The organism is Pseudoalteromonas sp. 2CM39R (assembly GCF_023161845.1).
The window spans coordinates 458,339-481,088 of sequence record NZ_JALNTM010000004.1 but is presented as its reverse complement, the minus strand read 5'-3'; the positions used below and the strand labels follow the sequence as shown (position 1 = coordinate 481,088).

19 protein-coding genes are annotated in these 22,750 nt (G+C 39.5%); 3 read left to right on the top strand and 16 right to left on the bottom strand.

Going from position 1 to position 22,750, the window contains the following annotated elements; all coding sequences use genetic code 11:
* Positions 1-132 precede the first annotated feature (132 nt).
* The 10 genes from MTF66_RS12525 to ccoN all read right to left on the bottom strand — a co-directional run bounded on the left by MTF66_RS12525 (position 133) and on the right by ccoN (position 9,466).
* Positions 133-1,287, bottom strand: coding sequence for a right-handed parallel beta-helix repeat-containing protein (locus MTF66_RS12525; RefSeq protein ID WP_138621193.1), 1,155 nt, complete (start codon positions 1,285-1,287; stop codon positions 133-135).
* 205 nt (positions 1,288-1,492) lie between these two features.
* A complete protein-coding gene (locus MTF66_RS12520; RefSeq protein WP_010389589.1) occupies positions 1,493-2,230 on the bottom strand; it encodes an FNR family transcription factor in 738 nt (245 codons plus the stop codon).
* A 42-nt stretch (positions 2,231-2,272) separates the two neighbouring features.
* The gene (locus MTF66_RS12515; RefSeq protein WP_138621191.1) at positions 2,273-2,944 is read right to left on the bottom strand and encodes a sulfite exporter TauE/SafE family protein; all 672 of its coding nucleotides are present in this window, start codon (positions 2,942-2,944) and stop codon (positions 2,273-2,275) included.
* A complete protein-coding gene (gene ccoS, locus MTF66_RS12510) occupies positions 2,937-3,104 on the bottom strand; it encodes a cbb3-type cytochrome oxidase assembly protein CcoS (protein ID WP_008109812.1) in 168 nt (55 codons plus the stop codon). Before ccoS ends, MTF66_RS12515 begins: the two co-directional genes overlap by 8 nt.
* Positions 3,101-5,473 carry a heavy metal translocating P-type ATPase gene (locus MTF66_RS12505; protein ID WP_138621189.1) on the bottom strand — a complete coding sequence of 791 codons (2,373 nt, stop codon included), beginning with the start codon at positions 5,471-5,473 and terminating at the stop codon, positions 3,101-3,103. Before MTF66_RS12505 ends, ccoS begins: the two co-directional genes overlap by 4 nt.
* A gap of 8 nt (positions 5,474-5,481) precedes the next feature.
* On the bottom strand, positions 5,482-5,973 hold the full coding sequence (locus MTF66_RS12500) for a FixH family protein (RefSeq protein WP_010389596.1): 492 nt from the start codon (positions 5,971-5,973) through the stop codon (positions 5,482-5,484).
* Positions 5,974-6,122: 149 nt separating this feature from the next.
* Entirely contained in the window at positions 6,123-7,157 is a 1,035-nt protein-coding gene (ccoP, locus tag MTF66_RS12495; protein WP_010389597.1) for a cytochrome-c oxidase, cbb3-type subunit III, read from the bottom strand.
* Complete coding sequence (locus MTF66_RS12490; protein ID WP_010389598.1) at positions 7,154-7,339, bottom strand: cbb3-type cytochrome c oxidase subunit 3; 186 nt, start codon at positions 7,337-7,339, stop codon at positions 7,154-7,156. The genes ccoP and MTF66_RS12490 overlap by 4 nt, the downstream gene beginning before the upstream one ends.
* Positions 7,340-7,345: 6 nt before the next feature.
* Entirely contained in the window at positions 7,346-8,020 is a 675-nt protein-coding gene (ccoO, locus tag MTF66_RS12485) for a cytochrome-c oxidase, cbb3-type subunit II (RefSeq protein ID WP_008109817.1), read from the bottom strand.
* Between the two features lie 12 nt (positions 8,021-8,032).
* On the bottom strand, positions 8,033-9,466 hold the full coding sequence (gene ccoN, locus MTF66_RS12480; protein WP_010389600.1) for a cytochrome-c oxidase, cbb3-type subunit I: 1,434 nt from the start codon (positions 9,464-9,466) through the stop codon (positions 8,033-8,035).
* A gap of 337 nt (positions 9,467-9,803) precedes the next feature.
* Here ccoN and MTF66_RS12475 point away from each other — a divergent pair, with 337 nt between their 5' ends.
* The 3 genes from MTF66_RS12475 to MTF66_RS12465 all read left to right on the top strand — a co-directional run bounded on the left by MTF66_RS12475 (position 9,804) and on the right by MTF66_RS12465 (position 15,134).
* A complete protein-coding gene (locus MTF66_RS12475; RefSeq protein WP_138621187.1) occupies positions 9,804-10,232 on the top strand; it encodes a hypothetical protein in 429 nt (142 codons plus the stop codon).
* A 721-nt stretch (positions 10,233-10,953) separates the two neighbouring features.
* Complete coding sequence (locus MTF66_RS12470) at positions 10,954-13,659, top strand: TonB-dependent receptor (protein WP_138621185.1); 2,706 nt, start codon at positions 10,954-10,956, stop codon at positions 13,657-13,659.
* A gap of 107 nt (positions 13,660-13,766) precedes the next feature.
* Positions 13,767-15,134, top strand: a complete 1,368-nt coding sequence (locus MTF66_RS12465; protein ID WP_010389605.1) for a hypothetical protein — start codon at positions 13,767-13,769, stop codon at positions 15,132-15,134.
* Positions 15,135-15,157: 23 nt separating this feature from the next.
* Here MTF66_RS12465 and MTF66_RS12460 read toward each other — a convergent pair whose 3' ends face one another.
* From MTF66_RS12460 to MTF66_RS12435, 6 genes are all read right to left on the bottom strand, one after another.
* The gene (locus MTF66_RS12460; RefSeq protein ID WP_036983007.1) at positions 15,158-15,412 is read right to left on the bottom strand and encodes a lipoprotein; all 255 of its coding nucleotides are present in this window, start codon (positions 15,410-15,412) and stop codon (positions 15,158-15,160) included.
* A 75-nt stretch (positions 15,413-15,487) separates the two neighbouring features.
* A complete protein-coding gene (locus MTF66_RS12455) occupies positions 15,488-16,324 on the bottom strand; it encodes a peptidoglycan binding protein CsiV (RefSeq protein WP_138621183.1) in 837 nt (278 codons plus the stop codon).
* Entirely contained in the window at positions 16,324-19,797 is a 3,474-nt protein-coding gene (gene mfd, locus MTF66_RS12450) for a transcription-repair coupling factor (RefSeq protein WP_138621181.1), read from the bottom strand. The genes MTF66_RS12455 and mfd overlap by 1 nt, the downstream gene beginning before the upstream one ends.
* A gap of 50 nt (positions 19,798-19,847) precedes the next feature.
* Positions 19,848-20,741 (bottom strand): carbon-nitrogen hydrolase, encoded by an 894-nt coding sequence (locus MTF66_RS12445; protein ID WP_131690844.1) that lies wholly within the window; start codon positions 20,739-20,741, stop codon positions 19,848-19,850.
* Positions 20,738-21,793 carry an agmatine/peptidylarginine deiminase gene (locus MTF66_RS12440; RefSeq protein ID WP_248527321.1) on the bottom strand — a complete coding sequence of 352 codons (1,056 nt, stop codon included), beginning with the start codon at positions 21,791-21,793 and terminating at the stop codon, positions 20,738-20,740. The genes MTF66_RS12445 and MTF66_RS12440 overlap by 4 nt, the downstream gene beginning before the upstream one ends.
* A gap of 120 nt (positions 21,794-21,913) precedes the next feature.
* Positions 21,914-22,516 carry a PilZ domain-containing protein gene (locus MTF66_RS12435; protein WP_010389613.1) on the bottom strand — a complete coding sequence of 201 codons (603 nt, stop codon included), beginning with the start codon at positions 22,514-22,516 and terminating at the stop codon, positions 21,914-21,916.
* Between the last annotated feature and the right edge of the window lie 234 nt (positions 22,517-22,750).

Sequence of the window (22,750 nt, the reverse complement as noted above, 5' to 3'; positions counted from 1 at the left end):
ATTCAGTGTAACGCAAATACACAACAGTTAAAGGGGGTAGCACTAAGATTATTGTTCTATATCAAGAAATAAAGTTTCTCTAATTTTAAAACTCTTTATCTTGTATAAAAGCATGTACGGCTTTATAAAAATTTAATTATTCTCAGGTTTTATCAAAGTGTTGTCTTCTACGGTGAATCCACTCGTTTTTTTCACAAAGCCCACTTCAGGTAGTAAGTTATAAACGTTATCTTTAATGGTAGAAAACAGATAACTCTTTCCACCTCTACTGAATAAGTTAATAAGATACCAATATTTTTTTTCAGGATAAACAGTCATATCAACGTTAATAAAGTGATTGTTATTGATATAAATGTCTTTTACGTATATATCATCTATTAGCTCGTCGGTTACATCTGACTGTATTCTAATGCCTCCCTTAGAACGTAAAATAGTATTGTGAGTAAAATAAATACTTCCCCAATTAAAAGGTTCCGTCACATTTTCTGGTTTATTAGGGTAAGCATTGAGGATAAACTTATCACTGTCTATAAAGGTATTAGCAATAATTTTTACGTTAGAGTAATAAGTAACTTCTATAGCAGTGCCTTTAGTTTTTTTAAAGGTATTATATTTTATTAAAGCTTTAGAAACAGGTTTTCTAGTGGCTAGTTTTAAGGAACCTTTTAGAGCTTCAAATACATTGCTTTCAATTGTAATATCATGTGTACCACCATAGTTTTCACTCCATGGGTGAGTTGTGGTCACTTGGGTAACATTTTTAAAATAGTTATTACTAATTTTTACTCTGAAAGAGTTGATAGGGGCATTATACGATGAACGCTTTGAGGAAGTTGCTCTTATTGCTGCATCGCCAAAATCAAAAAATTGATTGTGATGTATTGAAATATCTGCAGAACCTGCAAAGAGGATACCTTGCTCTCCCCAGTCGTAGTTAAGCGTGTCTTTAGTTAACCCTTCAAAAATAAAGCCATTAATTTCTATGAAGCGTGAATTATAAAAGGATAAAATATACTCTCCTTCAAATTGGTCACACTTTTTTAGTATAACGCCAGTATTAGCTGTAATAACAATATTGTTAAGATTTCTGACGATAATAGCTGAACATATATCGTAAACTCCTGGCTTGTCTATTTTAAGCTCAGAGTTTTCTGCAGTGTTTAAAATTAAGTCTTTTAGTGCTTGTGAGTCATCAATGCCATCATCGGGGATCATTGAGCTCGATGCTTGGCTACTAAATAAAATACTTAAAGAAAGAGTGATAAATAGAAATAAAGAATTAGGCATAAGATTGTCCTTCTATATAAGAGTTTAATAGGACGTAGTTACTTTTATATTAAAAAATGAGCCAGACAAGTAATTATTCTATTCATCGACTCTTAAAAGTGAATGGGTAATACCTCTACCCAAAGTGTTAGTAGAGATAGTGCATAATTGCAAATAATTACGCTCCAATTCAGGGGGAGATTAATTTTAAAATGAGAAGCTATTATTAACGTGGCTTTACAATCGCAGCTGTTTTTGCAAGCGCGTCATTATCTAAAATAGTAATAAACTTGCCTTCTACTTTAATTAAGTCAGCTTTTTGGAAACGACTTAACAAACGACTAATAGTTTCTACTGTTAAACCGAGGTAGTTGCCAATCTCACCGCGGGTCATGGTAAATCTAAATTCTTTACGTGAAAAACCACGCTCACCAAAACGCTCTGATAAATTATAAATAAAACTCGCTAGGCGTTCTTCGGCAGACTTTTTATTAAGTAATAGCAGCATTTCTTGGTCGTAGGTTATTTCACTACTCATTAAACGCATAATTTGCTGGCGAAGCTTGGGTAGTTTACCAGCGAGTTCGTCAAGTGTATCAAAGGGGATTTCACATACCATTGAGGTTTCTAGTGCTTGAGAAAAGCTTTGGTGCTGCATTTTATTAATGGCATCAAACCCAACAAGGTCGCCAGCTAAGTGAAAGCCGGTAATTTGTTCATCGCCTTGCTCAGACAAGGTATACGATTTAAATGATCCCGAACGAACCGCAAAAATTGCATTTAAAGGCGCGCCCGATTCAAATAAGTAGTCACCTTTGTGTAATGGTTTTTTTCGCTCAATGATCTCATCAAGTTTATCCATTTCTTGGCCATTTAAAGAAAATGGTAAACATAACTGGCTAATACTGCAGTTATTACAGCTAATGGCACAATTACCTTTAGCACGACTTTGAGAAAAATCCATAAGTTCAATCCGTTAAATTTCTATACACGACATTTTATAATGTTAATGCACTAGCTTATCTGTTGCAATGATCAGGAGGTAGATACCATACCAAATGATAACACTGCCTAATGTTATTCGTGTCCATGGGTGATTAAAAAGCGTATTTAGCTTTTGTGCAGCCATGCCTAAGGTGATCATGGCAGGAAATGTGCCTAGGGCAAATGCCAGCATAACTAAAGCACCATTAATGGCACTGCCACTGGTCATTGCCCAAGTAAGTGCAGAATATACTAAACCGCACGGTAACCAGCCCCATAACGCACCATAACCAAGCGCTTTTAGAGGCGAATCAATGGGCATTAAATACTTATTAAGTTTAATTAAGTGCTGCCAAATGAGGGTTTTACCTAGTTTTTCGAGCCACTGTAAGGTGGCGGCTAGGCGCATAATATAAACGCCAACCAGTAACATAAAAATACCGGCTAAAAATGACAAAAATAATGAAAAGGCAGAATTTTGCGTGGCAAACTGGCTACTAATACCCGCAACAAGGGCTCCTGCAAGCATATAACTCAAAGCTCGACCGCTGTTATAAGCTAGAGAATGTAACCACGTTTGACGTTTGTTGCTGGCAAGCTGTAACGAACTGGCAATACCGCCACACATAGCAATGCAATGGCCACTGCCAATTAAGCCCATTAAAAAAGCGCTAACAAAAACAGGGTCAATCATTACTTTTATTGTGCTGCTCTTTGTCGTCTTCAAACAAAATACTATGGCCTTGCTTGTTTAAATCAGAGAATTGCTCGCCTTTTACTGCCCAAAAAAATACGCCAATAGCAATTAATACAAACAAAATAGCGATAGGAACTAAAATATAAATTATGCTCATAACTTTAATAGCCTTAGTGAATTACATATCACAATAATAGAGCTGGCAGACATACCAATAACGGCCATCCATGGCGCAACTAAGCCCATAGCCGCTAGCGGTAATATAGAGCCATTATATAATAAAGAAAGCGCCAAGTTTTGCTTAATTATACGTCGTGTTTGTTTAGCAATAGTTAACAAATGCGAGATAGAAGCTAAGTCACTGTTTAGCAATACAACATCAGCACTATTTTTAGATATATCGGCACCGGTTTCCATGGCGATAGATAAATGGGCGCTGGCAAATACTGGGCTGTCGTTTACGCCATCACCAACCATAGCAACAATTTCACCTTGCGATGACCAGCGTTCAACTGCGACTTGTTTATCTTTTGGACTGCAGCTTGCAAGTACTGAATCAAGCTTTAATTTTTTAGCGACTTTGGCACCGGCATCAGATGCATCACCAGTCAGCATATGGCAATTTAGGTTGGCAGCCTTTAACGAGTTAATGAGCTTATCGGCATCAGCTTTAACTTTATCTACAAAGTAAAAGCGTGCAACGGCTTGCTTGTTTATGTAAAGCGTTGCTTGTGCGTTGGTTTTTTTTGTGTCAAACCAGCCACTTTTACCAATAGCGTAATGGGTATTATCGAACTGAGCGCTTATCCCAATGCCTGGGTGCAGTTGTACATCGTCAAATTTACGTTGCCCTTTAAACTCCTTAAATGCACTGGCAATAGGATGTTCAGAGTAACTTTCAAGCTGGGCTGCAATATCAAGAATTTGCTCTTTGCTGTAGTTATCATCAAGTATGTCAACCACGTCGAGGCTAAATTTACCTTGTGTAAGCGTACCTGTTTTGTCAAAGGCAAATAAAGTGAGCTTTGATAGGGTTTCTAGCACATGTGCTTGCTTAATTAGTATACCTTTGCGGGTTAAGGTTGCTACAGCACACGTTAATGCGGTGGGAATTGCTAAGCTTAATGCGCACGGGCAAGTGGCCACTAACACCGATATAGTGATCCAAAAAGCAACATCAGGGTCTACCTGGTACCAACCAATGGCGGTTAAAGAGGCAAACACCAATAATATAGCAACAAACCACTGCGCCACTTTGTCGGTAATTTCAACCAGTCTTGGGCGTTTTGTTAGGGCATTATGTTGCAGGCGAATAATTTGATTAAGTAGGGTGTTTTGGCCTAGTTTATTGATTTTTATTTCAATAATACCATCATGATTCACCGTACCCGCATACACATTATGATCAATATACTTTCGTACTGGTTGATGTTCGCCGGTCATCATAGACTCATCAACACTGGTACTGCCTTTAACCAATATGCCATCAGCAGGAATGGTTTCGCCAGCCTTTATTAACACAATATCGTTAAGTTTGAGTTTTTTGGCGGCAATGATGTGCTCATTACCTTGCTCATCGAGCGTACGTGCAGTAAGTGGTAACAACTTTTGCAAGTTGGCAGTGAATTCACTGGCCTTTAAACGCGCTCTAAATTCTAAGTATTTACCTAGTAAGAGTAAAAAGGTAAACATACAAATAGATTCAAAGTAAACTTCGCCTACTTCCATTACGGTGGCATAACAGCTGGCGGCATAAGCGCCAAAAATAGCCAATGATACTGGTAAGTCCATATTCAGCTGCTTTGCCTTTAAGCCGTTAATTGCGTTACTTAAAAAGGGAAGGGCGCTGTATAAAATGACTGGAGTGGCTAGAATTAAACTGATCCATCTAAAGTACTGTTCAAAATTGCTATCCATTCCAGAGAACATGCCGAAGTACATTGCAAAGGCAAACATCATTACTTGCATGGTCATCAAACCTGCAACACCAAGACGACGAATATATGCTTTGGCTGTTTGTTGCTTTTGCTGGGCTTCTAAGTCTGATTGGAAGGGGTAAGCTTTATAGCCTATTTCAGCCAATGAGGTGATTAGTTCACTTAAAGGCGTGGCACTTTTATCCCAGTGGATCATGGCACGATTTGTTGAGGTATTTACATCAACGCGTTTTACCGATTTAAGGTTCAATAATTGCTTTTCAATTAGCCAGGCACAGGCGGCGCAGGTTATACCTTCAACACTCAGTAATACCTCAGAGTTGTCGTTGTGCGTACTAATAAACTCATCTTGGATATCTTCATTGTCATAACTTTTAATAAAAGCGAGCTGTTCAGGGACAAGTTGCTCTACTTTGCCGGCACTTACGGTGCGGTATTTGTAGTAGTCGGTCATTCCTTGGTCAATGATGTTTTGAGCAACCGCTTGACAGCCAATGCAACACATTGGCTCAGCGGTATTGTCTATAATAACGTGTGCGTCAAACCCTGCTGGCACACTTTCAAGACAATGAAAGCAATTTTTAGACATACTAAATACTACTTATAATTAGGAGTAACTAAAACGGTGGCTGTGGTTGGTAAAGTAATACTTTCTTTCATTTTCCAACTAGCATCAACAGGCTCAATAAACACTGAGTAAGCACCAGGCGTGTAGCTTTCTAATAATGCAGTAAACTCTTGATTAGCATTTGGAGTGAGGGTAGCTTCAAAATCATGAGCTTTTATAGTGCGATGAAAAAACGATAATTTTAGCGCGTGAATATTACTGGTATCGCCTTTAGTAAATTTAAAGCTTACTCGCTCATCAGATACATTTAGGTCACCATGTAAATACAAGGCTTTTGCTTTATCAAACTTGATCAGCTCTAAGTTGATTGCTTTGCCTTTTTTATAGTAATCGTCCACAACCATATCTGGGCCGTTACCAATGGCTGTAATAAATAAACTAATGCAGCCAATAATTGCAGCTAATGGAAAGAAGATTAAAAACCAAGGCCAAAAATTTTTATACCACGGAGTCGGTTGCATAGTCGCTCTAAAATTAATTAATGTGCGGCTATATTATAATAAATAGAACGAAAAGACTAAAAAAAAGCCTCCGAGTGGAGGCTTTTTTGATCTGTATTAATCTATTGAAATAAAAAGATTAAAACTGAAACGTTTTGTTAACTTTATCGTTATTTATCTTGCGATAAGCTGTAAACGTAAGCAGTTAATAGGTGAATTTTATCTTCGCCTAAAATCTCTTTCCAAGCAGGCATTACACCAGCACGGCCATGGTTAAGTGTTTCTTCAACTGCACGTTGAGAACCACCGTACAACCAAATGTTATCAGTTAGATTTGGTGCACCAAACGGTAAGTTGTGTGCAACTGAACCTTTACCATCTGCACCATGACATGCTGCACACATCGCGAATTTCGCTTTACCTGCATCTGCATCTTTTTGGTTAACAGTACGACCAGATAGGCTAAGTACATAAGCTGTCATTTCTTTAACGCCTTGCTCGCCTAATGCATCACCCCAAGGTGGCATTGCTGCAACACGGCCTAAAAGTAATGTTTCTCTGATTTTGTCAGGTGTACCACCGTATAACCAATCTTTATCTGTTAGGTTAGGGAAGCCAGTACCACCTCGAGCATCAGAGCCATGACACTGTGCACAGTTTTGAGCAAATAAGCGCTGACCAATTTCAACCGCTAGTTGACCTTGCGTTTGCTCATGCTTAGTACCGTTCTCTAGTGCTACTTGTTGTGCTGCATCACCAGCAAACTTAGACTCTACTAAATCAGTAACAGGGATTTGTGCCAATTCATTGAAAATTGGGCCAAAACGCTCTTCAGCAGCGCGATATTCTGCATCTAGCTTTACAAAGCGGCCATCTTCTTTAGCATCAATGACTGCTTCTTTCGATTCAGTTAAAGAAGTAACACCTTGGTTTGAGCTGGTCCACTTTGCTAAGCCTTCCCAGTTACCTAAACCTGGGTATGCTGCTAAGTAATAAACAGACCATACAAACGTTGCGAAGAACATGTAAGTCCACCATTTTGGTAGTGGATTGTTTAATTCTTCAATGCCGTCAAACTCATGTCCACAGCTTTCACCTTCTTTTACACCTACATAGTTTTTTAAGTTCCAAACTAGTAGACCAAAGATAATGATTAAGCATGCAAGGGTTAATACAATAACCCATATACTCCAAAAGCTAGTCATTTCTCAGACCCCTTTTCCTCGTTAGAGAGTGTATTGTTGTGTTTTTTTTCATCTTCAAATATGACATTAGCAGCGTCTTTAAAACGACTTTTACTACGCTTGCTATATGCCCATCCAACAATCACAATAAATAATACTAAAATTACCAGAGTCAAAATGCCTCTGTATGTCCCGTAGTCCATAATAATCTACTTCAAATGTGTGCCAAGTTGTTGCAAATAAGCAATAAGGGCTTGCATTTCTGTTGCACCTTTACCGTCATTCATTGCGTCAACTTTAGCAATGTCAGCGATTAATTCCTCGTCACTGCCATAACCTAAACCCGGGTGTTTTGGGTTTTCTGGGTTAATAGCAAACGTGTCACGGAAAATTTGTAGCTTTTTCAGAGTTAAGCTTGTATCAAGCGTGTTCTCTGCTAACCAAGGGAAGCCTGGCATATTCGACTCAGGAACCACGGCGCGTGGGTCAACTAAGTGAGCATAATGCCAATCATCTGAGTAACGCTTACCTACACGTGCAAGGTCAGGACCAGTACGTTTAGAACCCCAAAGGAAAGGGTGATCCCATACTGACTCGCCCGCTACAGAGTAGTGACCATAGCGCTCAACTTCATCACGAAATGGACGGATCATCTGTGAGTGACAGTTAGCGCAACCTTCACGCACATAAATGTCACGACCTTCAAACTCTAGCGCATTTAACGGGCGTAACCCATCAACTGGTTTAGTTGTGTCGTCTTGGAACATTAGCGGAGTAATTTCTACCAATGCACCAAAGCTGATTGCGAAAACAGTCAAGATGGCCATAAGGCCGATATTTTTCTCGATAATTTCGTGTTTATTTTGCGAATTTTTATTGCTCATTATCTGACTCCGTTATGCTAACTGCGCTTGTTCATCAAGTTCTAGCGAGTTATTTTTCGCTGAAACTGTACGATAAACGTTATAAGCCATAACCAGCATACCTGTAACGATGAATACACCGCCTAAGAAACGCATAACATAGAAAGGATGAGAGGCTTCTAACGACTGAACAAAGCTGTACATTAATGTACCGTCAGAGTTAACTGCACGCCACATTAGGCCTTGCATTACACCTGAAATCCACATTGCAACAATGTATAAAACAACACCCACAGTGTGTAACCAGAAGTGTGTATTGATTAATTTAATGCTGTACATACGACCTTGCGAGAATAACGCAGGAATAAGGTGGTAGATAGCACCGATAGAAATCATTGCAACCCAACCTAATGCACCTGAGTGTACGTGACCTACAGTCCAATCTGTGTAGTGCGATAACGCATTTACAGATTTAATTGCCATCATTGGGCCTTCAAATGTCGACATACCGTAGAAAGACAATGAAACAACTAAGAAACGAAGTACCGGGTCAGTACGTAGCTTATGCCATGCACCTGAAAGCGTCATAATACCGTTGATCATACCACCCCAAGACGGTACAAATAAGATAATAGACATCACCATACCTAAGCTTTGCGTCCAATCAGGAAGCGCAGTGTAGTGAAGGTGGTGAGGGCCTGCCCAAATGTAAAGCGAGATAAGAGCCCAAAAGTGAACAACCGATAAACGGTATGAGTAAACTGGACGACCTGCTTGCTTTGGTACAAAGTAATACATCATACCTAAGAAACCAGCAGTAAGAAGGAAACCTACAGCGTTGTGTCCGTACCACCACTGAACCATTGCATCAACCGCACCAGCGTAAATTGAGTATGATTTAGTTAGTGAGACAGGAACAGCCATGCTGTTAACAATATGAAGTACTGCAACAGTAATAATGAAACCAGCATAGAACCAGTTAGCTACATAAATATGAGCCACTTTACGTTTAGCAATAGTGCCCATAAATACAACAGCGTACGTTACCCAAACAACAGCAATTAAGATATCGATAGGCCACTCAAGTTCTGCATACTCTTTAGAACTTGAAATACCCATAGGTAGAGTAATTGCTGCTAGAACAATCACTAACTGCCAACCCCAAAAGGTGAAGGCGGCTAATTTATCTGAAAGAAGGCGCGTTTGACATGTGCGTTGTACGACGTAATAAGACGTCGCAAAAAGAGCACTTGTACCAAATGCGAAAATTACTGCGTTCGTGTGTAACGGACGAAGTCGAGAGTAAGTTAACCATGGTGTGTCAAAGTTAAGTGCTGGCCAAGCTAGTTGGGCAGCAATCAGAACCCCAATACCCATGCCAACGATGCCCCAAATCACTGTCATAATAGCGAATTGGCGTACAACTTTATAATTGTACTCAGTTTGTGATGCTACTGTTTGGCTCATTTTCTGGCTTCCGCTGCAATAAATGCGTTTAGAAATGAATTACCTACTTGTTAAAGTAGGACCTACTATTATTCCAAAGTATACTATCCAAACCCCACAATATGTGGTTGTTAAAGATAATAATCTCAAGAAATACTTGTTTTTTTTGCGGTTGAAATGATAAATTTTTTGGCCTTAAAAAGATAGGTCAATTGCGTAATAATATGACATCAATCAAACTTTATTGAGTTGCTGTCTATTTTTTGAGGTGATTTGTACCTTACTCACTCATTAAAGCCGATAATCAACCAACTTGCCCTAAATGTTGGGCCCATACATTAGATATTTGAGAACCTGCATGTATATATATAGAGTATGCTTACTTTCTTTTCTATTATTTTTACTAGGTTGTGACTTTTCTGGATCAACATCAACAGCAAAAGTAAGCCAATCGCAAACCGAGTGTAAAAATAACAAACCATGTCATTTTGAAAATCAAGTTAAGGTTTGGTTAAGCGAAGAAATCTTATCACCAGAGACATCGTTTTCAATTTATGCTCACTTACCTAATGATCTAACAATAACAGCGGCTAAATTGGAGGGGGTAACTATGTATATGGGTTACATTCCATTGCAGTTTATCGAGCAAGGGAATATTTGGTTGGCCGATACTATGGTTGGGATTTGCTCAGAGCAAAATATGGTGTGGAAGCTTGTACTTACTACTAGCAATAAAAATACTGGCATAAGTAGTAATGTTGATTACTATTTTAACGTCACTTATTGAAAGTTTTTACTATGGTGTAGTTTTTCAACTACGCTATTTCCGTATAACTCTAGTGGCAAAGCCAATTGTCCTTTACCTAACATGTAGTAGTTACCTGAAACTGAAGCACGTCTGTTAGTGTAAGTATTTTAACTTAATAAATAAGTATCCCTTTTACACATCTACTTGCTTTAAAGATTATAGCCATCCTTTATTACTCACAAATACATTTATAAAGCCCTCGTCGATTTAACAGCTGTTTTTTATTAATGTGTAGTGAGCTCGTAATCCACTATAAGCATAAAATTTACCTGGTTAAAGCATATAGCAAAATTATTCAGACTAAATAAACAATCTACTTGCATAAATATGGTTAGTAATTAACACCTAGTTTTACCGTTTTAATAACGATCTGTGATTAACATGTTAATTTTCCTGTTTAGGGCACATTACCCTGATAATTACATTTGATTACAAACTCAACATATTTGATTTCACGTGTGTTTTTTATGTGATTAAGATTGCTTTAGCAATTGATTTTTAAGTGTTTTTATTAATTAACAATGAAACAATGGTTAACAACTGTACCTTTTTTATGTACATTCAAATAAGGGTGATCTTTTATTGCTCTGTTGTTAAGTTTTCATTCAGTTAAGGGCGCCTAAGTTGCTCCCGCTCACTCAAAAATCTCATAAAAGTGAGTGTTGCCAATTTAGGTAAATTCAACAAGTAGGGTTCATTCATGAAAAAATCAACTCTTGGTTTAGCTGTTATTGCAGCAATCCCAATGTTCTCAAGTGTTCAGGTTTTAGCTGCAGACGAAGCAGCAAAGTCAATTGAAAAAATTCAAGTAACGGGTTCTCGTATCAAGCGTTCAGATATGGAAAACGCAAGCCCTGTTACACTTATCGGTGCAGACGACATCAAAGCAATGGGCGCTACAAGTATTGATAGCGTATTACAGAAAATGACCGCTACAGGCGGTGCAATGACAAACCCAGGCGTTAATAATGGTTCTGGTGGTAATGCCCGCATAGACCTTCGCGGTCTGGGTTCAAGTCGTACTCTAGTACTTGTAAACGGTCGTCGCATGATTGCATCGGGTACTGGTGCTGCATCAACTGTTGACTTAAATACAATCCCTGTTTCTATGATCAAATCAGTGGAAGTACTAAAAGATGGCGCTTCTGCAGTTTATGGTACTGATGCAGTTGCTGGCGTAGTAAATATTATCCTAAAAGATAATTTTGAAGGCCTAGACATGAATGTTAATTCAGCAATTACTGGTGAAGGTGACGCAACAGAGAACTCAATTGATTTCACTGTTGGTAGCTCATTCGATAAAGGTAACATTGTTATCGGCATGCAATACACTGATCGTGGTAAAGCATCTCAAGCTGATCGTGATTTCTCAAACTGCCCAATTGCTGAAGGTGCTAACGGTTTATATTGCACTGGTTCTTCATACAATGAAGGTGGTCATATCTGGAATGGTACAAGCGAGAAAGGGACTATCCTTGATGCTAAAGGTGAAGAAATACAAGTATCTCTAATCAATGATAATGGTGTAACAGGACGTGGTGGCGATTACCATCGTTATACTAATGAAGATGCTTATAACTATTCACCAGCAAGCTACCTTTACACGCCAATGGAGCGTTTAAACTTAACAGGTATCGCTACATACGAACTATCTGATGACACGAGCGTATTTGCTGAGTTTACTTATACTAAGCGTTGGTCAGAGCAACAGATGGCACCACAGCCAGTTTGGTTTGATTTTGAGTACGACACTGCGACTATGGGTAACTCATTATTAAGTCAAAGCTATGATAAGCGTGTTGATTTAGATGGTGACGGCTATTTAGATAAAGATGCTGATGGTAATTACATCACACAAGAAACGAATTACGTAAATGGTGATGCAATTTCTTACGGCCGTCGTATGTCTGACACTGGCGCGCGTTACTTTGAACAATCAGTTGATACTGTTCGTGCAGTAGTTGGTGCTGAAGGTTTTGTTGGTGATTACTCTTGGGACGTGTCAGCGAACTTCGGCCGTAATGACTCTGTTGACAAGCTAAGCAACTTACACAATATGGGTGCTATTCAAGATCAAATCCTTGAAGGTAAATTTAACCCACTTGATCAATCAGCTTGGGTTTCTGAAGATTTCCGCAAAAATGTGTACACTGAAGTTAATAACGGCGGAAGCCAGCTGTTTATTCTTTCAGCATCTGTATCGGGTGAGTTATTCGAATTACCAGCAGGTTACTCTGCATTTGCTGCAGGCATAGAGCGTCGTCAAGAAAAAGCATGGTTTACACCTGACTCTTTAACTGCACAAGGCCTTGCAAACGACCCTATGGTTGAGCCAACAGCCGGCGGTTTTGACGTAAACGAAGCTTATGTTGAATTTGCTATACCTCTACTAGCAGATGCTCCTCTTGCACAAAATGTTGAATTAAGTGCAGCTATTCGTGCATTTGATTACAGCACATTTGGTTCAGATGAGACTTGGAAACTAGGTCTTACTTGGAAAGTAAATGATGAACTAATGCTACGTAGCGTCGTTTCAACAGCATTCCGTGCGCCAACGGTTTCTGAGTTGTACTCTGGCAATTCACCATCGTTTGACCAAATTGATTATCCAGGTGCTCAAGACCAAGCAGAAGTAACTGTGGGTGGTAATGATTCACTTACTCCTGAAGAAGCAGATACTTTAACTGCTGGTGTCGTATACGAGCCACAATGGCTTGACGGCTTCTCAATGACGCTTGATTACTATGAAATCGATATTGAAAATGCAATCACTAAAGTAGATAGCCAATATATTGTTGATCAGTGTTTAAATAATGGTGCAAATGCTAGCACTGCACTTTGTCAGTCAGCAGGCGTATCTATGGATGCAACTGGCCGTGTTAAATTCAATAATCAATTACAAAACGTTGGTTCTGAAAAAACATCTGGGGTTGATTTAAATCTTGCATACAGCTTTGAAGCGGCTGGCCTGAACTGGAAAACAAGCTTAGACACAACTTACTTAGATGAATATGTTGTAGAAGTTACTGGTGACCCAGTTGACTATGCAGGTATTATTACATCAGGAACGGGTGGATATGCTGACTTTAAATCTAACTTAACTGTAAGTGTTGCAGGCGATAACTGGGATGCACAATACCAAGCTCGTTACATAGCTGGTATGGATAGCTTCGCATGTATCGGAAAAGAAGATTCTTGTTATGCACCAAGCACTCCAACAGTAGTTTACCATGATATCAGCGGTAATTACTTAGTGAATGACACAGTAACTTTATCTGCAGGTGTAAACAACTTGTTTGATAAGCAACCTCCTTACTACACAGGTAATAACGATTCAAATACTGACCCGTACACATACGATGTACTAGGTCGTCGTTTCTTCGCAGGTGTAAACGTTAAATTCTAATTTTAACTAATTAGAACCATTAAAAGGCCTAGTATTTACTAGGCCTTTTTTGTTGAACAAAATTAAAGAGGCACGTAAACTCAGGTAGATAACCAAAGGAGGCATCATTGTTAAAGCAAGACGAAAATTTATCGTTTGTTATTGAACCGCAATTATCACCGCGTGCAGAGCAGCGTCTCGATCTTTATTTTTCCATCCCAAATGAAATGGGTATTAATGCTCAAACCCTTAGCGAAGAGTCTTACTTTAATAACCAATTTAAATCTTTTGTAGCCTACAACGCTAATAATATTCATCTTCCATTGGTACGAAGCCGCTTTGTGAGTAAAAACAAAGGGGAGCAACAAGATTACCGACAAAATCTAAATTTATATTGTTACCAAGTACGCCTTGCTATTGATGCTGATATTAAAGATGCGTTAAAAATTCAAGAGAGCGATGAGTTTTATCAACGGGCTATGGAGCTTTGCGAGCAAAGCCAAAGTCTACTTCGAAAACTCAGACGTTACACCCCTGATAACGAAAAGCTGATCCCGTTTTATACCAATGCTGATAACTACCTAAGCTGGCAGATTGAACAAACGTTTTTAAAGCTGCTTGATGAAGGGCCGCGTAGTAGCGATCACGCTAAAGAGCGAAATGACTTATTAAACTTTTGTAAGTCAGAGAGTGAGTACCGGGCAGAGCAACAATATAATTCTGACTCGACACTTAAAGATGCCAACAGAATTACCAATAAAATGCGCCTATTACAGCGTTTAATAGAGCATGGAGTGATTTTACAGCGCCAAACACGCTATCTTAATAGTTATTTAAAACGTTTGGTAAAAGGCTCTGTAACGGCTGTTATAATGGCCTTTGTGATGGTAGTAATACTCAATGCGCGTTCTACCTTTACTGAAATAACCGCTTCATTGATTTTAATTTTAGGGGTTATTTACGGGCTGAGAGAAATATTTAAAGAAGATATTACCCGTATTATTTGGCGTGCTATTGTGCGGGGACGTCCAAAATGGCGCTTTATTTTTAAAAACAGTATTACAAAAGATAAAGTAGCCAGTCAGTTTATTTGGTTAGAATACACGCGGTTTAAAAAAATCCCTAAAGAAGTGAGGAAAATTTTCTCTAAGCGTCGTCAGCAAAATAAACAGGCGGCGCAATGGCTGCATTTTGCTAGTGAAACGCGGGTCAGTGCTAAAGAATTTTTGCCAGGCTACGATAGCTTACAGCAAACACTGCAATTTAATCTTGCACCGTTTGCACGTTATTTAAAAAAGGGGGAAGGGAAGCTCTACCATTTAGAAAATAATAAAATTTCTAAGCAGGGAGTGGAAAGACGCTACCAATTAAATATGGTATTGGTTTTAACCGAATCTGATAATGCGCTGTATCAACGCTATAAAATCACTTTAAATCGCAGTAAAATTGTTAATATAGAGCTAATTTACACCAGTGACACTAAAAAAGAGGAATAACACCGGTTATTCCTTTATTACCCTTATTTATCCGTTAGCCCTTTTTTGCTGTATAGCGTTACTTTGTCTGATACTAAGGTAATTTCGATGTTTTTAGCGTCATTACCCCAAGTACAACTAGTATGCAGTGTTTTTTCTACACAATTATCAGCACTGCCTAAAAGAGCTTCAACTTCTGTTTTGTCCATACCAATTTTAATCTTTTCATAATTTTCTAAGTTTACTTTTGAACAAGCAGCAAGACTCAGTGCCGCTGCAATAATAAGTAATTTTTTCATTGTTATTTTCCTTTGATTGGGGTCTGTTGATCTTCCAAGGTTAAATTTGCAAAGGTCAACAGACCCTAAATACTGTTAATGGTTAAATTTTCGAATTTGTACAATCATCCCCATACGAGGGTGATCAAAATAATGAATATCTTCACTAAACACCCGTCTAAACTGTGAAAAACGGGCTGACTCTAGATCGCCATTGTCACGTTTTTCACTTATATCAAAGTGTGCATTAATAAATAAGTAATGGCGCAAGTGTATTTTAAATAGCCCATCTAACTCCCATTTCATGTCGGAAGATTGAGCTTCGTCAAATAGTGGCTCAGGTCTATTTATTAAGCTAATAAAATCAGAATTGGCGTAACTAATCGCAGTGTTTATATTGTTTTTTAATTGGCTGCCTGCAAACAAATGAATGCTAGGCGAGCGTGACTTGCTCGCACCCTCAAAACGCCACCCGGTATGCAATAAAGGAGTTAGTCCTTTGCGGTTTAGAGCTTGGCGTTGTGATTGAAACTGCAATTGCTCAGGGGCTAACAGGTAAGTTTGCTCCATCGTCTCTTGTGCAGGTGCTTGAGGTATTACTGGTAACACATCGTAACTTTTTACATAATCAATGCTGTCGTTACACGCTGCTGACTGAGGATTTGAGTTGACTAGAGTGTCAGCAAAGGAACGTTTTTGAAAACGCGGATCGCCATTTATACACGCGTCCATTGCTTGTTTTTTATAAACAGGGCTTAGTAAATCTAAGGTATTTTTATCTTCTATAGCGTCGTGCTTTAAGCTAAAGTCTTCTTGTAGGTATGGAGCAGGGCGTTGTTTAAATATCAACACTTCTACTTCAAACCAACGCTCTGCAAATGCAGTACTACTAAACAAGCAGCATAAAACAACCAGCGATTTTTTCAGCAACATTAATGGCTAACCTTTTTTTCGAAATCTGCAATCATAGCAGTGATCATTTTTAAGCGTTCACGGGCATTCGCCTCGCTAATGGCAAAGCGTAATTTATTTGCGCCATCCATCTTATAAATATGTTGCGCACTTTGTATCAAACCAATAATGAAGCTAGGATTAACCTTAGTATTTTGACTAAACTCAAAGTAGCCCCCTTTCGGGTTAGCCTCTATTTTGGTTATGCCTAGATTACTCGCTTGCATCTTTAGTTGTTGTAAACTAAATAAGTTTTTAGCTGCATCGGGTAATAAACCAAAGCGGTCTATTAATTCAACTTGAAGCTCATCAATATCAGCAAGGTTAGCACAACTTGCTACTCGCTTGTACATACCTAAACGCGCGTTAACATCATGAATATAATCATCAGGTAACAAGGCAGGTAACTTTAAGTCTACTTCTGTTTGTTTTTGTAATAGATTTTCAAGAGTTGGCTCTTGACCATTTTTAAGCGCGTTAACGGCCTGCTCAAGCATTTCCATGTATAAATTAAAGCCAATGGTTTGCATTTGCCCTGATTGATCATCGCCTAATAACTCACCCGCACCACGAATTTCTAAATCATGAGTTGCTAAGGCAAAGCCTGCACCTAAATCTTCCAGTGATGCAATCGCGTCTAAACGTTTTTTCGCATCTTTAGAGAGTGCCTTAGGGTTGCCGGTAAGTAAATAAGCATAGGCTTGGTGATGGCTTCTACCTACACGTCCGCGTAATTGGTGTAGCTGAGCAAGACCAAGTTTATCGGCTCTATCCATAATTATGGTGTTTGCTGTGGGCACATCAATACCGGTCTCAATAATCGTGGTACACACAAGAACATTGTATTTTTGATGATAAAAATCAGTCATTATTTGCTCAAGCTCTTGCTCTCGCATTTGACCATGTGCAGAGGTTACTGTTGCTTCTGGCACCCATTCGCTAATTTCTTGAGCGACACGTTCAATGGTTTCTACGTTGTTATGTAAAAAGTATACTTGGCCGCCACGTTTAATTTCACGCAGTACCGCTTCGCGAATAAGCTCTTCGTCGCGTTGGCGTACAAAGGTCTTAACCGCTAAACGTTTAGCCGGTGGAGTGGCAATAATTGATAAATCGCGCATGCCACTCATCGCCATGTTTAATGTACGCGGAATAGGCGTAGCGGTCAGAGTGAGTATGTCTACATCAGCTCTCAGGGCTTTAATTTTTTCTTTTTGACGAACCCCAAATCGGTGTTCTTCATCAACAATTAACAGGCCTAAATCTTTAAAGTTGATATCTTGTTGAATCAATTTATGAGTGCCAATAACCACATCTAGCTTGCCATCACTCATTCTTTCAAGGGTTTCTTTTTGCTCTTTGGTCGAATTAAAACGCGACAGCACACCCACTTCAATTGGAAAATCAGCAAAGCGGTCTTTAAAATTATCGTAGTGTTGCTGAGCAAGTAGGGTGGTAGGGACTAAAATAGCCACCTGCTTATTATCGTTAACTGCTACAAAGGCTGCACGCATAGCTACTTCGGTCTTACCAAAACCTACATCACCACATACTAAGCGATCCATGGCTTGTTTTGACTGCATGTCACCAAGTACAGCTTCAATGGCGTTACGTTGATCATCCGTTTCTTCAAACGGGAAGCTATCGCTAAATTGGCGATAAGCTTGGCCATCAAGCGTAAACTTATTACCCGGCTTAGCTTGGCGTTGTGCATATATGTCGAGTAACTCTGCGGCTACATCACGTACTTTTTCGGCGGCGCGCTTTTTCGCTTTATCCCAGGCATCAGAGCCGAGCTTATGCAGTGGCGCACTGGCCTCTTCACCTCCAGAATAACGACTAAGCATATGAAGTGCCGATACCGGCACATAAAGCTTTGCTTCACCTGCATAAGTAATAGTTACAAATTCAGTCACCACACCGGCGGCATCAATCGTTTGCAGCCCTTGATAACGGCCCACACCATGGTCAAGGTGCACAACTGGTTGGCCTTCTTTAAGCTCTGCTAAGTTACGAATTAACGCGTCTTGGCTTGCTTCATACTTGTGCTTACGACGTCTGCGTTGTGATACTTTGATCCCAAGCAATTCTTGCTCGGTAATAATGCTCAAACTTGGTTTAGTGCTAAGCACCACACTTTGCTCAAGCGGACTGACAATTAAACCAACGTCATTACTGCTGTTGGTAAACTGCTCAAAGCTATCAAATTCTTTAAATTTTAAGCCGCTAGGTTTTAATATACTCAGTAATGATTCGCGTCGACCGTCCGACTCAACACTGATGACAACTCGGCCTTTTTTCTTTTTTTGTTCTGCCACATAATTTATAAATGCATCGTAGGGTTGATGTTGTTTATGATCGATGCGTACATTGGGCAATTCATTAACTGCGAGATTTTTATTACCTGCTTTAGTGCCTAGCTTTGCTTGCGATAGGCGAATGCGGCCATAATTGCCTAAATTGGAAAACAGCTCATTAATTGGCTGATATAATTCATCGGGCGGTAATAGTGGACGCAGAGGATCTACACGGCGGTTCTCATAACGCACATTAACATCGTGCCAAAAGTTATCCGCTGCATGCTCTAAATCCCCTAACTGCATGACCGTTGTTGAGTCAGGCAAGTAGTCAAAAATGGTTGCTAAGCCTTCAAAAAACAGCGGCATGTAATATTCTATACCTGCTGGCCAATTGCCTTTGCTGACCTGCATGTAGACTGAGTCTTGCTCAGCACTTGCGCCAAATTTTTCACGATAGCTTATTCTGAAACGTTCAATATCTGATTCGTTAGTAGGGAACTCATGAGCAGGCAGTAGCTCAATTTTGTCTACTTTTTCGTCTGAGCGCTGAGTTTCCACATCAAATAAACGGATGGTATCTAGCTCATCATCAAAAAAGTCGAGCCTAAATGGATGCTTACTCCCCATGGGGTATAAATCAACAATAGAGCCGCGTATGGCATATTCGCCATGTTCCATGACTTGTTGCACATGTAAGTAACCCGCTTGCTCTAAATTTTCTCGCAGGGCATGGGTGTCTAATCTATCGCCTACTTTAAAGTTCAGCGTTGAGCCGTATATAAATGATGCTGGGGCAGTACGCAGCATCAAGGTTGATACCGGCACAATGAGCACGCTTTGTTGCTCTTTTTTCAGTGTATTGAGTGTTGCTAAACGTGCTGAAATAATATCTTGGTGGGGAGAGAAGTGATCATAAGGCAATGTTTCCCAATCTGGAAAAACCATTACTGGGTTATCAGGCAGCAAGTACTCTAATTCTGTTTCAAGGCGCAGAGCACTTGGTGTATCAGGGGTAACAATTAACACCAAGTTATCTTGCTGTTTTACACCTTGTGCAATAGCAATGCTTAAGCCACTGCCTAAAAGTTCGCCCCATTGAATTTTATCTTTTTGAGATTTTACCCAAGGCAAGGCTGCCCATTGCTCAAACGCCATTAATTACTCCATTAAATTAGGCTCTTAACGAGTAAGAGCCACACTATTATTCAGTCACGGTAAATTTTTGTTAAATCTTGATAATGATCAATTCTACGGTCGCGTAAATACGGCCAGATACGTCTTACGTTCTCGCTGCGTTTTTGATCAAGTTTTACCATTAATATTTGTTCATTTTGGTTATCAGCCTCTGCCAACATTTCACCTTGAGGGCCTGCAATAAACGAGTTACCCCAAAATTGAATACCGTCACTTTGACCGCTCGGGTCGCTTTCATGACCAACCCGGTTACAACTAATCACCGGAACGCCATTAGCAACCGCATGCGCTCGCTGTGAAATAACCCAAGCTTCTTTTTGGCGGGTTTGCTCGTCTTTATCATCGCGAGGATCCCAGCCAATAGCTGTTGGGTAAATTAAAAGCTCAGCACCGGCCATTGCCATTAAGCGCGCGGCTTCAGGAAACCATTGATCCCAACATACCAGTACACCTAGTTTACCTACAGAGGTTTGAATAGGCTCAAAGCCTAAGTCCCCAGGAGTAAAGTAAAATTTTTCATAAAACCCAGGGTCGTCTGGAATATGCATTTTACGGTATTTACCTGCAATGCTGCCGTCTTTTTCAAGCACCACGGCGGTATTGTGGTAAAGGCCCGTAGCACGTTTTTCAAATAATGACGCTACAATCACAATACCAAGCTCTTTGGCGAGTTCACCTAAAATATTACTACTTGGGCCTGGTATTGTTTCGGCCAAATCAAATACATCAACGTCTTCGGTTTGGCAAAAATATAAACTACGGTGTAATTCTTGAAGTACAACAAGTTGCGCGCCTTTACTTGCTGCATCGCGAATGCCCGCAATTGACTTTTCAATGTTATGTTCAGCGTTGTCACTGTTGCTTTGTTGCACTAAGGCAACTGATAAATGTGCAGGGCTTGTCATTGTGCTGCTCCAGCTAAAAATCCACGGGGTAATTGCATTGTAATGCAGTGAAGACTGCCAAATTGCTCAATAATAGGTAAACAATTTACACCAATAATTGTGTGCTCTGGGTATGCCTTTTGAACTTGCGTTAAAGCGCGTTGGTCGCTTGCATCGTCATAAGTAGGCACTAATACCGTATTATTAATAATTAAGTAATTTGCATAGGTGGCGGGTAGACGCGTATTTTCATCATCATACACGGCTTTTGGCCACGGTAACTCAATTAGCTTATATGGGGTGTTATCAGCTGTTTTAAAGCTTTTTAGTTGTTTTTCCATGGCATCTAGCGCGCTAAAATGCTCATCGCTTTCATCGTCACATTTTACATACACAAGGGTGTTATTAGGCGCAAAGCGCACTAGCGTATCAATGTGGCTATCGGTGTCGTCACCCGCTAAATAACCATGATCAACCCATAAAAAACGTGTTGCCCCTAAGTGCGCTTTTAAAAGAACTTCTATGTCACTTGGCGTTAAATTAGGGTTACGATTTCTATTCAGTAAACACTCGCTGGTTGTTAGCAATACACCGTGTTCATTTATTTCAATACCACCGCCTTCAAGTACCATATCGAGGGCTTGATACTGGTTGTTTATATTGCTTAGCTGTTTAACTAATATGTGATTTATTTGATTATCAAGGGCACTTTCAAACTTATTACCCCAGCCATTAAAGGTAAAGTCGTAGACTTTTAGTTGATCTGGCTTTTCTATAGCGCTGCACGTAAGTGGGCCATGGTCGCGCGCCCACGTATCGTTAGTGGGAGTAATAACAAAATATACACGGGTCTGCTCAATACCAGCATCATTTAGTAATGAGTTAATGTGGGTTTTTAATATTTCATCATGAGCTACAATCACTAAGGCTTGTTGCGCGGTAATATGTTTTGCAAGTTCAATATAAACGGGTTCAACACGTGCTAAATTATCAGCCCAATCGGTATTTTTATGAGGCCATGTAAGCATAACTGCATCTTGCTCGGCCCATTCAGGTAAAAGTCTAAAGTTCATGGATTTTTAATACAAATAAAGATGGGGCTAGTTTAGCAGTTCAATTACAGCTAAGTCACTTTTAAATAAACGTTTGAACTACAATTTAAAGCGATTTAAACAGGTAAATAAACACTCGTGTTACTCGTTTGAACTCTCTTTCGCTTTTTCAAGTTGTTGGCGCTTTTTAAGTTGGCGTGTTTGCGCATGTAAACTGGCTCTAACAACCAACTCTTGATCACTGTCTCTTATTGATACGAATAGCAGGGTATACTGGTAATGCTCATTGTCTTGTTTTTCTATAGCAACAACTTCGCTATAACAATACACCGCAGAGGCTTCATGCTGTAAAAACAGTTTGGTACGAAATTTCTGACCTAATGTGTACAAATGTTCACTGGTAAACTTAATTCCGCCGCCGCCATAACTATCGCAATAAATTGAGTTATCTTCAGGTTGTTCTGAAGCTAAAATATGGCTCATGATCAAATCTATCTTACGCGACTGGGCTTGTAAAAACGTCGTCAGTTCTTGGGCAATATCTCCTAAGTTACGCAAAGGGCCTAAAGCGCTTTGATCTAAACTACTGACTTCGTTAGCAAGTTTAAATAAAGGCGGAATATCTGCGTCTAGTTCAGCCAAACTTTTTGGTACCACTGCGTCATCTACGGCAAATAGATTGACGCGATTGCTCTCTTCAATTTGAAAGTAAAGCTCAAAATCAGCTAATTTTTGATTATTCATTTTTAACTCCTAGCCTCTATCCGTTAATAGTAGCGTTGCGGTTATTAAATTACTACACAGCAACCCAATAAAAATTAAGCTAAATAAGGGTTTGGCTTCACTATAAAAACGCTAGGGGTGCTACTTTTAATACAGCCATAATGATTAAGAATATAATAAATATTAATACATTTATACTGAGTACGTATATTCGCAACTAATAAATAACCAATAATTAACAAAATGCCTTGTAAT